At 40.8% G+C, this 15,035-nt stretch carries 13 protein-coding genes and 1 pseudogene; 10 read left to right on the forward strand and 4 right to left on the reverse strand.

The window, feature by feature from the left end:
• Nucleotides 1-5 precede the first annotated feature (5 nt).
• Nucleotides 6-560: a replication initiation negative regulator SeqA gene (gene seqA / locus RGE70_RS09790; protein ID WP_310471273.1), complete on the reverse strand. Its 555-nt coding sequence runs from the start codon at nucleotides 558-560 to the stop codon at nucleotides 6-8.
• A 279-nt stretch (nucleotides 561-839) separates the two neighbouring features.
• Here seqA and RGE70_RS09795 point away from each other — a divergent pair, with 279 nt between their 5' ends.
• The 9 genes from RGE70_RS09795 to RGE70_RS09835 all read left to right on the forward strand — a co-directional run bounded on the left by RGE70_RS09795 (nucleotide 840) and on the right by RGE70_RS09835 (nucleotide 8,474).
• A complete protein-coding gene (locus tag RGE70_RS09795) occupies nucleotides 840-1,592 on the forward strand; it encodes an alpha/beta fold hydrolase (protein ID WP_310471274.1) in 753 nt (250 codons plus the stop codon).
• 101 nt (nucleotides 1,593-1,693) lie between these two features.
• Nucleotides 1,694-1,915, forward strand: coding sequence for a DUF2788 domain-containing protein (locus RGE70_RS09800; RefSeq protein WP_310471275.1), 222 nt, complete (start codon nucleotides 1,694-1,696; stop codon nucleotides 1,913-1,915).
• 11 nt (nucleotides 1,916-1,926) lie between these two features.
• Nucleotides 1,927-2,199 (forward strand): LexA regulated protein, encoded by a 273-nt coding sequence (ybfE, locus tag RGE70_RS09805; RefSeq protein WP_310471276.1) that lies wholly within the window; start codon nucleotides 1,927-1,929, stop codon nucleotides 2,197-2,199.
• 52 nt (nucleotides 2,200-2,251) lie between these two features.
• Nucleotides 2,252-2,779 (forward strand): flavodoxin FldA, encoded by a 528-nt coding sequence (gene fldA / locus RGE70_RS09810; RefSeq protein ID WP_310471277.1) that lies wholly within the window; start codon nucleotides 2,252-2,254, stop codon nucleotides 2,777-2,779.
• Nucleotides 2,780-2,871: 92 nt separating this feature from the next.
• Nucleotides 2,872-4,068, forward strand: coding sequence for an elongation factor P maturation arginine rhamnosyltransferase EarP (earP, locus tag RGE70_RS09815; RefSeq protein ID WP_310472959.1), 1,197 nt, complete (start codon nucleotides 2,872-2,874; stop codon nucleotides 4,066-4,068).
• Nucleotides 4,069-4,112: 44 nt separating this feature from the next.
• Complete coding sequence (gene efp / locus RGE70_RS09820; RefSeq protein ID WP_310471278.1) at nucleotides 4,113-4,673, forward strand: elongation factor P; 561 nt, start codon at nucleotides 4,113-4,115, stop codon at nucleotides 4,671-4,673.
• 414 nt (nucleotides 4,674-5,087) lie between these two features.
• Nucleotides 5,088-6,302 (forward strand): pyridoxal phosphate-dependent aminotransferase, encoded by a 1,215-nt coding sequence (locus tag RGE70_RS09825; RefSeq protein ID WP_310471279.1) that lies wholly within the window; start codon nucleotides 5,088-5,090, stop codon nucleotides 6,300-6,302.
• Nucleotides 6,303-6,532: 230 nt separating this feature from the next.
• The gene (gene yfbR, locus RGE70_RS09830; RefSeq protein WP_310471280.1) at nucleotides 6,533-7,120 is read left to right on the forward strand and encodes a 5'-deoxynucleotidase; all 588 of its coding nucleotides are present in this window, start codon (nucleotides 6,533-6,535) and stop codon (nucleotides 7,118-7,120) included.
• 19 nt (nucleotides 7,121-7,139) lie between these two features.
• Nucleotides 7,140-8,474: an anti-phage deoxyguanosine triphosphatase gene (locus tag RGE70_RS09835; RefSeq protein ID WP_310471281.1), complete on the forward strand. Its 1,335-nt coding sequence runs from the start codon at nucleotides 7,140-7,142 to the stop codon at nucleotides 8,472-8,474.
• Between the two features lie 80 nt (nucleotides 8,475-8,554).
• On the opposite strand, the gene RGE70_RS09840 is transcribed toward RGE70_RS09835, so the two are convergent.
• The 3 genes and pseudogenes from RGE70_RS09840 to RGE70_RS09850 form a co-directional block, all read right to left on the reverse strand.
• Nucleotides 8,555-9,181: a YchE family NAAT transporter gene (locus RGE70_RS09840; protein WP_310471282.1), complete on the reverse strand. Its 627-nt coding sequence runs from the start codon at nucleotides 9,179-9,181 to the stop codon at nucleotides 8,555-8,557.
• A 797-nt stretch (nucleotides 9,182-9,978) separates the two neighbouring features.
• Nucleotides 9,979-12,153, reverse strand: coding sequence for a malate synthase G (locus RGE70_RS09845; RefSeq protein ID WP_310471283.1), 2,175 nt, complete (start codon nucleotides 12,151-12,153; stop codon nucleotides 9,979-9,981).
• Between the two features lie 208 nt (nucleotides 12,154-12,361).
• Nucleotides 12,362-13,311: pseudogene (locus RGE70_RS09850) on the reverse strand (LysR family transcriptional regulator).
• Between the two features lie 108 nt (nucleotides 13,312-13,419).
• On the opposite strand from RGE70_RS09850, the gene RGE70_RS09855 reads away from it, so the two are divergent.
• Nucleotides 13,420-15,003 (forward strand): isocitrate lyase, encoded by a 1,584-nt coding sequence (locus tag RGE70_RS09855; protein WP_310471284.1) that lies wholly within the window; start codon nucleotides 13,420-13,422, stop codon nucleotides 15,001-15,003.
• Nucleotides 15,004-15,035 lie beyond the last annotated feature (32 nt).

Genomic DNA, 15,035 nt, shown 5'->3' on the forward strand with positions numbered 1-15,035 from the left:
CCTACTTAAACTTTAGCGATAATTTCGATAACTTGCTCTTCATCGGTACCAAATTGAGTTAATACTTCAGAAAGGATAGCTCTTTTTTTAGCAGTGTTATTGTTTGTCGTTACCCAATAACCACTGTTACCGATCTCTTTAGGGTTAGCTGATTTACTGGCTTTAAGTAACGCCTCTTTAGATGTAGCAAAATACAAACGGTCACGACCTTGGATCTGTAATACTTGCTCAAATGGTTTATTTGAAATTTGGTAAACGATATCAAGAATAAATAAAAATCGACCCACAGCGCCTTTTTGTGTTGCTAACTGCTCAGCATCAATGCTGTCGATAAAGTCAGTGATGGGTGCAACAACTGGTTTTTTCTCTTTTTTAACGTAAGGTTTTTTTTCAGCAATCTCGAGACTAGGGTGACTTATTGTTTCTGGCTCATCGAGCATAATAGAGTCAACGGGCAGTCCTAATATTCGACGTAAAATATCAGAAGCGCTTTCACCAATACGTTCTGTTTTGCTGGCAATGTGGCGATAAAGCTCTTCATCAACCTCGATATATTTCATAGCTGGTATTTTCCTTACTGATAAAACTGGGATCGGTGTTATTTGTATCTGTAATAAATGCAACTACAGCCCCGAATAATGTTCTCAGTGTAACGAGGTTTAGAGCCTTGATAAAGCATCAATAATTTAAAATTGCGATCAATTTAGGAAAGCGGCGATTAAAGACACACTAAGCGATTAAAATTTCAACAACCCATCATTAGTTCAACCCCGTTACTTGGCATGCCACCGCAATCAAGGCACTATAATGTACAAAGAGTACTATTATTGGCAATGGCAATGAACTACGTAAAAAGTGGCAATGGACCAGTGGTCATTTTGATCCATGGACTATTTGGCGATCTTGATAATCTAAAATTACTGTCAAAAACACTGGAAGATTCATTTACTGTCATTAGAGTTGATGTTGCCAACCACGGTAATAGTCCTCGAATCGCCAATATGACTTACCCAAATCTGGCCGCTGACATTATTTCGTTGCTTGATGCCCTACAAATTGAGCAAGCCAGCATTGTTGGTCACTCCATGGGCGGAAAAATTGCAATGGCGACAGCACTATTATACCCAGCGCGAGTGAGCCATTTAGTCGTCGCAGACATCGCTCCTGTCTGCTATAACAGTCGCCACGATAAAGTCTTTAATGCTCTGGAAACACTGCCTTTATCTAACCTTACAAATCGTCGTGAAGCACTGACACATATGCAAAAACTTGGCATTGATGACGGCACTGCACAGTTTTTACTCAAATCGTTAAAACGTGGGGATAACGGTTTTGAATGGAAACTAAATTTAGCTGCAATAAGACAAAGTTATACAAACATTATTAGTTGGCCTGTATTTACACATAACTATCAAGGGCCTTGTCTGTTTATCCGTGGTGCAGACTCTGATTATGTAACAACAGAGCACCGAAGCACTATAATAAAGTTGTTTCCTAACGTAAAAGCGAAAACCATTGAAGGCACAGGCCACTGGTTACATGCTCAAAAACCAAGCATTTTTAACCGGATAGTTAAAGAGTTCATCTTGTAATCTGGATCAATATTTACCGCTATTTACATGTAAAGCATATAGCCGCAAATAAACTTATATGGTATATTCGCGCCACTTTTTTTGGCCAAAAGGGATGATAGATGTTAATGCAGTACATGGGACAGATTGAAGCCTTAGGGTTGAACCTGTTTTTTGCAGCTATCTTCTTTTTTATTGGTATGGCCATTAACGATGTACTCAAACAAGGCAAAGTCCCTAAGTTTGGTCAGTATATAGTTTGGATCGTTTTATTTCTCGGCTGCGCCGGGTTTATAGCAAAAGGGATTATACAGATGACCTGGGAAGGTTCAGGCATCGGGTAAATACAAAATCAATGGCAAAAGAAACATCAGACAGAACCACCATTGATCTGTTCGCAACAGAAACAAGACGTGGTCGTCCACGTAGCAATCCATTGCCACGGGACCAACAGCTAAAAATTAACAAGAGAAACCAAATCCAACGCGATAGAGCGAATGGGTTAAAGCGAATAGAGTTAAAGGTGTCACAAGATTTATATGACGCCTTGAATCAAAAAGCTACGGCCAGTAATATCAGCCGTAGTCAGCTAATAGAATTAATTCTGCAAAAGCAAGTGACTAATTAAGTGCTTTTACAGTTAGTAACCCCTGAATAAACTAGATATTAAAGGAACAACAATGGCTACAGTAGGTCTTTTTTTCGGGTCTGATACAGGCAACACCGAAGCCGTCGCCAAAATGATCCAGAAAAAACTGGGCAAAAAAATGGTTGAGGTGAAAGATATCGCCAAAAGTACCAAAGAAGAAATTGCCGAGTATGATTTGATTGTTTTCGGGATCCCAACTTGGTACTACGGTGAAGCACAGTGTGATTGGGACGATTTTTTCCCTGAATTAGAACAAATTAACTTTGAAGATAAGCTAGTTGCTATTTTCGGTTGTGGCGATCAAGAAGATTATGCTGAATACTTCCTTGATGCTATGGGGATGGTTAACGAAATCGTTGAAGCTCGTGGTGCTATCGTGATTGGTCACTGGCCAACTGCGGGTTATGACTATGAAGCTTCAAAAGCACTTGCTGATGACAAACACTTTGTTGGTCTTGGAATTGATGAAGATCGTCAACCAGAGCTAACTGAAGAGCGTGTTGATGCTTGGGTTAAACAAATCTATGAAGAGATGTGTTTAGCAGAACTAGAAGATTAATAAACAACCTAGTTTATTGTTTCTAGCGACAAAAAACGGCATTTATGCCGTTTTTTGTGTTTTAAAGAGGTCGTAACACATTGACTAACAGCCTGACTAACTCAGCCCTACCTAATCAACGTTGGGATATATTTTGTGCCGTCGTCGATAATTATGGTGACATTGGTGTGACTTGGCGTCTGGCTAAGCAACTTACAACTGAATATTCTATCCATTTGACGTTATGGGTCGACGATTTAAAAAGTTTTTCGCATATTCTACCTGAGCTTAACCCTAAACTTGACAGCCAAGTACAGCATGGCGTTACTATAAATCACTGGACTGAGCCACTCCCTACTCCTTTTATTCCTGCTGACGTGCTAATCGAAGCCTTTGCCTGTAACTTGCCAGCTGAAGTGCAACATAGCATGCTTGAGTGTCATAAAAAGCATAAAAGCTCCCTCGGTGCGCCCGCAGCACCTTTATGGCTTAACTTAGAATATTTGAGTGCCGAAGACTGGGTTGAGGGTTGCCATGGTTTACCTTCTTTGCAAAACAGTGGTCTTAAAAAATATTTTTACTTTCCCGGATTTGGTGCCAAAACTGGCGGTCTAATTTGTGAAAAAGATACTTTACCAAACCGCATGCAATGGCAAGCAGATCCCTCAAATCGACTTAAGCTGTTTACACAATTAGGGCTCAGTGGCATAAATTTAACTGATACAGTCATCAGTGTGTTTAGTTATGAAAGTGCAGCCTTACTGAGTTTATGCCAATTATGGGCTCAGTCATCCACCCCGGTGCACGCACTGGTACCAAAAGGCCGCAGCTTAAACAGTTTAACGTCACTTATTGCAAGCCCAATAAGTGAATTACAAGCTGGGCAGCAAATAGGCTTTGGCAATTTAACCATTCACATTTTACCGATGACAGATCAGCAAGGTTATGACCGACTGCTGTGGAGTTGTGATATCAATATTGTTCGCGGTGAAGATTCATTTTTACGGGCTCAATGGGCAGCTAGACCGTTTGTTTGGCATATCTACCCGCAAGAGGACGACTACCATTTAGTAAAACTAGATGCATTTATGGATTGTTACGGCGCAGAAATGAGCCCTGAATTAAACCAATTATGGCGTGGTCTTAATGTTGCGTTTAACCAAGAACAAATTGCAGCGACCCAGAACGAATGGCAAAAATTGTTATTAAATAGACAAGCGTTGCTTGATCACGCACAACAATGGCCAATTAACGCATTAATTGACGAAGATCTTGCTTCTCGACTAGTTCAATTCGTGAAAAATAGCTAAGATACGTCGTTGAAACAAAAATACCAAAAATAGGAAATAGTGTAATGAAAACTGCTCATGAAATCCGTCCTGGTAACGTGATCATGTTAGATAGCAAACCTTGGGTTGTACTAAAGACAGAAACAACTCGCTCTGGTCGTAACGCAGCTATCGTAAAATTAAAGCTGAAAAACGTTTTGCTTGATTCTACAACTGAAACTACGTTTAAAGGCGAAGATAAGTTAGACGACATCATTCTAGAACGTCTTGACTGTACTTATTCATACTTCGCTGATCCTATGTATGTATTTATGGACTCAGAATACAACCAGTATGATGTTGAAGCTGAAAACCTCGGTGACGCAGCTGCATACATTGTTGATGGCATCGAAGATATTTGCCAAGTAACTTTCTACGAAGGTAAAGCAATTTCAGTTGAATTGCCAACCACCGTTATTCGCGAAGTTATTTACACTGAGCCTTCAGCTCGTGGCGATACATCAGGTAAAGTAATGAAGCCTGCGACTATCGCGGGTAACAGCACATTAAGTGTTGCTGACTTCGTTAAAACTGGTGATTTCATTGAAATCGATACTCGTACTAACGAATTCAAAAAGCGCGTTTAATTTAAACCCGTTGAAATAATAAAAGCCAGCCTGTTTAGGCTGGCTTTTTTGTATTTTTACTCAGGCCTAAATTTCAAGCGCAATTGGGTTGTTCCTTATGCCCAAACTAACAAGCATAAATTGCCGGCCAAAGGCTACCAAGAAGCTTGCCAATCAAACTAGATCACCTAATGATTGACGTAGATCAAGTAGCTCAATACGCCTACAACCACAACGACTACAGTATTTATCGCCACTCCCCACCCTCAACACAGCATGACCGTTCGATATAGTGTGTGCAACAAGCCATCTGTCGACGATATCGCTATATTTGGACATATTTAGCCCTATCATTATTCGCTCTATTTCGTTATTGTTGCTCCCATAAAGTCTGATCGACATTAAACTCTTTTTAAAAGCATTTCCGAGGTTTAGATGCGCCCTATTATCAAGTCAAATAAATTGGATTCCGTTTGCTACGATATACGAGGTCCAGTGCATAAAGAAGCTAGAAGATTAGAGGACGAAGGTCACAGGATCTTAAAACTCAACATCGGCAACCCTGCCAGCTTTGGATTTGAAGCCCCCGAAGAGATAGTGCGAGACGTTATCCTCAACTTACCGAGTGCCCAAGGATATTGTGAATCTAAAGGGTTATTTTCTGCGCGTAAAGCAATTGTGCAGCATTACCAATCACAAGGTATTCTAGGCGTAGGTATCGAAGATATCTATATCGGTAATGGTGTTTCTGAGCTCATTATGATGGCTATGCAAGGTTTGCTTAATAGTGGTGACGAAGTCCTTATCCCTTCACCTGACTATCCACTATGGACAGCTGCAGTGCATTTGTCCGGTGGCAAAGCGCAGCATTACCGCTGTGATGAAGCAGCTAATTGGTTCCCTGATATTGAGGACATAAAAAGTAAAATTACGCCTCGAACTCGAGGGATCCTTCTAATTAACCCTAATAACCCAACGGGTGCGGTCTACACCAAAGAACTAATCTTAGAAGTGATTGAACTTTGCCGACAAAACGACATGATTTTGTTCAGCGATGAAATCTATGACAAGATCCTCTATGACGAAGCAGAACATGTTCCCGCAGCCATTCTTTCAAATGATATTTTAACCGTCACCTTTAACGGTTTATCAAAAGTATACCGCGCGGCAGGTTTTAGAGTCGGCTGGATGATGCTAACCGGTAACTTGAAATCGGCAAAAAGCTACATTGAAGGCCTAGACATGTTGGCATCAATGCGCTTATGTGCCAATGTTCCTAATCAACACGCAATTCAAACGGCGTTAGGTGGCTACCAAAGCATTCAAGAACTCATTCAACCAGGCGGCCGTTTATTACAGCAACGTGATACCTGCTATGAAATGTTAAATCAAATTCCAGGTGTTAGCGTGGTCAAACCGCAGGGCGCCTTATATGCTTTTGCTAAGCTAGATCAAAAGAAATTTAACTTGCGAGACGATGAACGCTTAGTGCTTGACCTGTTAAAAGAGAAAAAAATCTTACTTGTGCAAGGCACAGCCTTTAATTATCCAGAACCAGACCATTTTAGAGTGGTGTTCCTTCCCTACAAAGATGAACTGAGCAAAGCGCTAAATGATGTTGGTGATTTTTTAGGTGGCTATAAACAATAGTCGTAGTCTCTTGTTGATAACGTGCTCTTTATAGTACAGCAATGTGAATATCGAGCACTGTTATTATCTCTAAAGCCAATCCCAGCTTGATACATCCGTTATAGCTCAAAAAAATTTGTTCATAACCAGCAGCAATTGTTCTACAGAGTAAAATAAACGACCCACTGGTTGTTTTTTAATGCATGTATTATGCTAATCTCAGAACACTCCTCCGAGCTGTAAGGAATGCAATGAGCCACTTATTTGCCCACCTCGCTAGAATGAAATTAATTCAACGCTGGCCGCTAATGTACAATGTCAGAACCGAAAATGTTCAAGAACATTCATTACAAGTCGCTATGGTTGCACATGCACTAGCAATTATTAGCAACAAAAAATTTGATGGCAATTACGACCCAAATCAAGCTGCCACCATAGCGATATTCCATGATGCCAGTGAAATTCTTACCGGCGATTTACCAACCCCCGTAAAGTATTTCAATAAAGAGATCGAAGCAGAATACAAAAAGATTGAAGCTATCGCCGAGCACCGCATGCTTGAAATGGTGCCAGATGAGTTTAAAGACGACTACCGCGCTTTACTTACCAGCGAGTATGCTGAACCTGAATATAAGGCATTAGTCAAAGCTGCCGATACGCTTTGTGCTTATTTAAAGTGTTTAGAAGAGCGCCGTGCCGGTAATACTGAATTTAATACTGCACTTAAACGCCTTGAAAAAAGCCTTAATGAAAACCCCATCCCAGCAGTCCAATATTTTATGGCCTGCTTTATTCCGAGCTTTACGCTCGATTTAGATGACATTAATAAATTACTTTAGTAATCGTTAAGGAAACAGCATGGATGTAACACCTTGGCATGACAGGCGTTTAACTGAAGACAAGCAACGCCGCAATGATCACCGTAGCCCATATCAGCGGGATCGCGCCAGAGTATTACACTCGGCAGCGTTTAGACGTTTGCAAGCAAAAACCCAAGTACTAGGCGTGGGACTCAACGATTTTTACCGTACTCGTTTGACCCATTCACTTGAAGTCAGTCAAATCGGTACTGGTATTTGCGCTCAATTAAAGCAAAAACACCCTGAGCAAAAACAGACTCTCAACTCGATGAGTTTAATTGAATCGATTTGTCTTGCCCATGACATCGGGCATCCTCCATTCGGGCACGGAGGTGAAGTTGCGTTAAATTATATGATGCGTAAACATGGTGGTTTTGAAGGTAATGGCCAAACTTTTAGAATACTCACTCGACTTGAGCCCTATACCGAAAACTATGGCATGAACCTTTGCCGCCGTACTTTATTAGGCATACTTAAGTACCCTACTCCATACAGCCAGCTTTACCGAGAATTACCTAACAGTGAAGTGAATAACTTTAGGCAACTCAAACCTTCACAGTGGCCGCCAGTAAAAGGGATCTTTGATGACGATTTAGCAGTACTTGATTGGGTATTAGCGCCGTTATCTAACGCAGATAAGTCGCTGTTCTTATCACACATGTTGATTGACGATAGCAAGCACAGACGAACAAAGTATAAGTCCCTAGATTGTTCCATCATGGAGTTAGCAGACGATATCGCATATGCGGTTCATGATCTCGAAGATGCTATCGTAATGGGGATTGTCGCCAATGAACAGTGGGTAAAAGATGTTGAACAAATACTGAGTCATAGTGATGATGCCTGGATACAGCAAGAATTTACATCTATTGGTGAGCGCCTATTCTCCAGCCAACATCATTTACGTAAAGATGCTATCGGTACCTTAGTAAATGGATTCGTGACGGCAATTTCAATTGTAGAGGTTGAAGGCTTTAGTGAGCCATTACTTAAATACAATGCGGCGTTGGAGCAACCCTTTCATGAAGCACTAGCAGTACTTAAAAAGTTTGTTTATCAATACGTCATTAGAAAGCCTGAAATTCAAATGATTGAATACAAAGGTCAACAGATTGTAATGGAGCTATTTGAGGCCTTTATGTCTGATCCAGAGCGCTTACTGCCAACCAACACACAAGAGCGTTGGAAACATGCCAAAGCTGAAGGCCAAAATTGCCATCGTGTTATTGCTGACTATATCTCAGGTATGACAGATGAATTTGCCGCAAAGTTACATCAGCATCTTTTTAGCCCCAAAACGAGCTCTATGCTCGAACTTAATCGAGAACTCTGACACACAGCACATAAAAAAGGCACCAAACACTGGTGCCTGTAATCTTAGTGAAGCAGTTATGAGTCATTCCTGCAAAACCGTTATATATTCGGGAATAGCCCTTTAACACCTGCGGCAATCACTTCGATCCCAATCGATAACATCAACAACCCCATAAGACGGGTAATAACGTTAATGCCTGTGTTACCTAATAATTTAAAAATAACAGGAGCCAACCGAAATAACAGGTAGCTCAACAAGCCAAACAAAATAACGGTAATCGACATTCCTATCAAATTCACTAGGGTGTTGTTTTCAGCAGCCGAAACAACCACCGAGCTAATCGCACCAGGGCCGGCCATTAACGGCAAAGCCAGCGGCACTACAGCAACTGACTCCATCCCAGACGCCTCACGATCTTCCTCTTTATTGCGTTTCACTTCACCAAGTTTACCTTGCAACATCGACATCGCAATTAACGCTATCAATGAGCCGCCAGCTATCCTAAATGCAGATAAAGAGATATTAAACAGATTGAGTATATGTTGGCCTGCAAAAATAGTGACAAGCAAAATTACCACAACCGCAAAGTTGGCCACCTTAGCCGTTTGAACCCGTTCAGGTTCAGTTTGGTGGCTGGTTAAGCTCACAAAAACAGGTAACAATCCAAATGGATTGATAATCGCAATTAACCCTAAAAAAAACTTAACATAAAGAGTTAAATCCAACGTTTTATCCTCTGCGCCTCGACGCGTAATGACTGCCAAAAAATTTGCCGTACTTTAACTCAACAAATCCTAATCTAACATCTCGATTTTCAATCCTGAATCACAATTTTAGAACATATTTTCAGAATTATTCCCCTGGACAATATATAACCGATAATTAACTACATTTAGCTAACATTGCCACACAGTTTGGGAGTCGTCTTTATGCGGTAAACTTCACAGTTATAACGCAGCAACAGGTGTAAATTTTGATTATGCACTTGATAGGATCAATCTATAAATCATGTGCCTAGGTATTAAATCAATTAGGCCGGCAGTTCACTAATTTCGTTAATTACTAACAAAGTCTGAGTTAATAGAGATGTTACTTTTACTTCAGTCACATTTCAGAGGAGATTGTAGATGAAAAGAAAATCACGGCAACGTACAAAAAAGTTAATGAATTCAAGAAGAAGGCAAGCATTCATTGCGCAATCTAAGCAGCGCAGGTTCAGACTGTTATCATAACATGCTTAAAAGCAGAGGCATTTAATGCTTATCAGGTAGCTCACAAGCAAAGCATTTATTTATAACCCCTCCTCAAGGTACTAACTGTTAGAATGGGTTATAACTTCATTATCTTTTATCCCAATACAAATAACCCAGCAATCAAGGCCGGGCTATTGTTGTATTGGTAATGAATGATTAGGCCTGCAGAGACACAACTCGTCAATCACAAGTTCTTGCCAGTCAACGAATATCGAAAACTGGCATTCAGTTTATGGCTAACGTTTTAGCTGTCACCACTCTTTGTAAGTTTATACTTCCGCTTTTTTAGCAATGCGATAAGCATGCAGCAAAGGTTCGGTATAACCTGAAGGCTGCTCAACACCTTTAAACACCAAATCACAAGCGGCCTTAAAAGCTATACCATCAAAGTTGGGCGCCATATTTTGGTAAAGACTGTCAGACTGATTCTGGCTATCAACCACTGCAGCCATTTTTTTCATCGCAGCCATAACTTCATCTTCGGTACAGATCCCGTGAACCAACCAGTTTGCCAAATGTTGTGACGAAATCCTCAACGTAGCTCTATCTTCCATTAGACCAACATTGTTGATGTCCAAAACCTTCGAACAACCAACACCTTGGTCAATCCAGCGTACAACATAGCCTAATATGCCTTGCGCATTATTTTCTAATTCAAAGGATTTGAGCTCTGGTGTAAGAGTGTCACCCGACTCCATTAGCGGAATAGTTAACAGATCATCTAAATTGGCACGCGTGCGTTGTTTAAGGCTATTTTGTACTTCAGAAACATTGATTTTATGATAATGAGTAGAGTGTAATACCGCACCGTTTGGTGACGGAACCCATGCCGTATTTGCGCCAGCTTTAGGGTGGCCTATCTTTTGCTCTAACATGGCAGCCATCTCATCTGGCATTGGCCACATACCCTTACCTATTTGTGAGCGACCTTGTAAACCACACTCTAAACCAATATCAACATTCCAATCTTCGTAGGCAGCGATCCATTTTTGCTGCTTCATTAATGACTTAGCAACAAATGGGCCCGCTTGCATTGACGTGTGTATTTCGTCACCGGTTCTGTCTAAAAAGCCAGTATTAATAAATACTACGCGCTCTGCAGCAACTCGAATACACTCCTTTAAATTGACTGTAGTGCGGCGCTCTTCATCCATAATGCCCACTTTAATGGTATTACGTGCCAGCTTTAACGCATCTTCAATTTTTGTAAACAATTCACAGGTAAATTGCACTTCTTCTGGACCATGCATTTTTGGTTTAACAATATTAATGGAACCTTTACGGCTGTTACTGCGATTATTGTTATTACCATTTAGATCATGCATTGCTGCTAAAACTGTCAGCATGCCGTCTAAAATACCTTCTGGTACTTCTTGGCCATCTTTATCTAGTACCGCATCATTTGTCATTAAATGACCAACATTACGAACAAACAACAAGCTACGTCCAGGCAAACATAACTTTTGCCCTTTAGGACCTAAGTAATGCCGGTCTTCATTCAGTTCACGAACGACCTCTTTACCATTTTTAACAAGTGAAGTGCTTAAATTCCCTTGCATTAACCCCAACCAGTTTCGGTAAATTTCAACTTTGTCTTCAGCATCAACTGCAGCAACAGAGTCTTCGCAATCCATAATGGTAGTAATAGCGGCTTCGACTAACAAATCTGTCACACCAGCAGGATCACTCTGACCAATAACACTCTTACGATTAATTTGGATCTCAATATGCAATCCATTATTTTTTAATAAGATGGCCGTTGGCTCTAGCGCTGTACCTTGATAACCCACAAAATTGTCAGGCTGTTTAAGTTGCGTGCTTTCACCATTTTGTAGATTGGCAATCAGCACACCTGCTTGTACGGTATATTCAACAACATCAACGTGGTTTGCGTTAACCAATGGCGCAGCTGTATTAAGGTGGTTTTTAGCAAAAGCAATAACCTTAGCCCCACGTACCGGGTTATAAGATTTTGTTTTTTCGGCACCTTCATCTTCAGATATAGCGTCAGTGCCATATAGCGCATCATACAAACTGCCCCAACGAGCGTTGGCAGCATTCAATGCAAAGCGGGCATTTTTAACAGGTACCACTAATTGTGGTCCGGCTTGGTGGGTAATTTCTGTATCAACATTTTCAGTGCTGATCTTAAATGGCTCACCTTCGGGTACTAGGTAACCTATTTCATAGAGAAACGCTTTATAAGATGCTAAATCAAATTGTTTATCTTTATTATTTATGTGCCAGGCATCGATTTGCTGCTGAAGCGTTTCGCGCTTCGTTAACAACTGACGATTGATAGGAGCAAATTCGGTAACGATCTCTTCGAATTTAGACCAAACAGATTGAGAATCGATTGTGATCCCTGGACAAATTTCGTTTTCAACCAGTTCCCACAACGGTTTGGCCACTTGTAGTCCGCCAACTTGAATATATGTTGTCATATTTCGCCTCTGTTTTCCTTTGACTCGCCCCGCTAAATTAAGGGCAGTGATCATCCGTTTATATTCATTACACCAATTTAGGTGGTTTTTCTTTAGCCTATATCAAACGAAGTACATTTATCCAATTTATAGCTGTGATTCCCACTATTCACATACCTTATGCAAAAAGCGATTATTTACCATTTTCAGTGATTTTAATGTTAAAACGCTACACCTTGCCGCTTTTTATATCGTCAGCTGTTTCCGTAATCATTTTTCTCATCCATTTGTGTGCTGGGTTATGCTGTAATAACGGACTCCATGCCATCGTTAATGCAATAGGTGGAATAATAAATGGCGGTGGCACTATGGTTATACGATCGTTCTTATCATGTTGCCGTGCCATTTTACTGGGTATAGTCGCGATCAAATCCTGTTGTTCGGCCAACAAACAGGCTGCTTGATAATGGCGAGTAAATACGGTGATCCGTCGCTTAACCCCAATTCTAGTTAACGCCTCATCTACCCAACCTAGCCGTTGTACGTCATCAGGATCCATCCCGACACCAACACCCATACCTGTCTTGCTGACCCAAACATGTTTTGCTTCGAGGTAACTTTCTAGTGAAAATTTCTCCAAAACAGGGTTGTCTTTGCTTATTAAACAGCTAAAATCGTCATTCCAGAGCATTTTTTGATGGAAAGATTGCGGAATTGTATCGAAACGGTTAATAACCATATCGACTCTTCCTTGTTCTACATCAGGGAAACTTACATCGCTCGGGTCATGATATCTAATATAATATTTGGCGCTTCAGTACGGAGCTTTGCAATAAGCGGTGGGATCAATGTCGCTTCAGCATAATCACTTGCCATAACACGGAAGACTTTTTCACTCTCTACCGAATTAAACTCGGCACGTGGCTGTACGGCTTTTTCCAAACCAATAATCAATTCGCTTATTGTTGGCTGCAACTCTTGCGCTCGTTCAGTGGGCGTCATTCCTTGGCTGGTTCTGATCAGCAGAGGGTCATCAAATAACGTCCGCAATCTTTTTAAGCCGTTACTCATCGCAGGTTGGCTTATTCCTAGCTGATCTGCTGCTTTAGTAACATTACGCTCACGGAGTAAAACATCTAAATAAACCAATAAATTCAAATCAATACGAGACACATTCATAACACGAATACCGAGAATAGAAAGTATAAATTAGACTTATTTAACCATTTCTAACTAAAATTTTCAATGTAATCAACCGCTGCTAATATATTGTTAAAGGAATTAAACATGACAAATTACAGAGCTAACATCGATGCTGCTGCTACCTTAGTTAAAGCTGAGGGTAGTTCATGGAATGCAATCAACCCTGAGTCTGTAGCACGTATGCGTTTGCAGAATCGTTTTCAAACGGGTTTGGACATTGCTAAATATACTGCCAAGATTATGCGCGAAGACATGGATAACTACGATAAAGACTCTTCGCAATACACTCAATCTCTCGGTTGCTGGCATGGATTTATTGGTCAGCAAAAAATGATCTCTATTAAGAAGCATCTTTTAACGACCAAACGTCGTTACTTGTATCTTTCTGGCTGGATGGTTGCTGCACTTCGTAGTGAATTTGGTCCGCTTCCTGATCAATCAATGCACGAAAAAACATCTGTAGCTTCACTTATCAAAGAGCTTTACACCTTCCTTCGTCAAGCTGATGCTCGTGAACTAGGCGGCTTATTCCGTGCATTAGACAATGCTAGTAACGAAAGCGAAAAAGCAGCTGTTCAAGATAAAATTGATAATTTCGAAACTCACGTTGTACCAATTATTGCCGACATCGATGCAGGTTTTGGTAACGAAGAAGCCACTTACTTAATGGCTAAGCAAATGATTGAAGCCGGTGCTTGTTGTATTCAACTTGAAAACCAAGTATCTGACGTTAAGCAATGTGGTCATCAAGACGGTAAAGTAACTGTGCCCCATGTTGAATTCTTAGCTAAAATCAATGCTGTACGTTATGCATTCTTAGAGCTTGGTATTGATGATGGTGTTATTGTTGCACGTACAGACTCTTTAGGTGCTGGCCTTACGCAAAAAATCGCTGTGACTAATGAAGCTGGTGATTTAGGCGACCAATACAACTCATTCCTTGAAGTTGAAGCTGTAGATGCTGATAAACTAGAAAACGGCGATGTGGTATTTAAGCAAGGTGGAAAACTGGTTAAACCAACTCGTTTACCAAACGGTTTATTTAAATTCCGCGCAGGTACTGGTGAAGAACGCTGTGTTTTAGATTGCATTACTTCATTGCAAAATGGTGCAGATTTACTTTGGATTGAAACCGAAAAACCACATGTGTCTCAAATTGGCGGCATGGTTAATGCTATCCGCGAAACAATTCCAAACGCTAAATTGGTATACAACAACTCACCATCGTTTAACTGGACGCTAAACTTCCGTCAGCAAGTATTTGATGCAATGGAAGAAGCGGGACAAGACGTATCAGCTTACGATCGCAACAACCTAATGAGTATTGATTACGATACCACTGAGCTAGCAATTCAAGCTGACGAAAAAATCCGAACTTTCCAAGCTGACGCAGCACGTGAAGCTGGCATTTTCCATCACCTTATTACCCTGCCGACTTACCACACTGCGGCCTTATCAACTGATAACCTTGCAAAAGAATACTTCGGTGACCAAGGTATGTTGGGCTATGTTGCCAATGTTCAACGTAAAGAGATCCGCCAAGGCATTGCATGTGTTAAACATCAAAATATGGCAGGCTCTGATATGGGTGATGATCACAAAGAGTATTTCTCTGGTGATCAAGCACTAAAAGCATCAGGTAAAGACAACACCATGAACCAATTTTAGCAGCAGTATTCTTTGGACTTGCTAAGTTTTTG

Source organism: Shewanella youngdeokensis (assembly GCF_033180165.1).
Classification (GTDB): Bacteria; Pseudomonadota; Gammaproteobacteria; order Enterobacterales; family Shewanellaceae; genus Shewanella; species Shewanella youngdeokensis.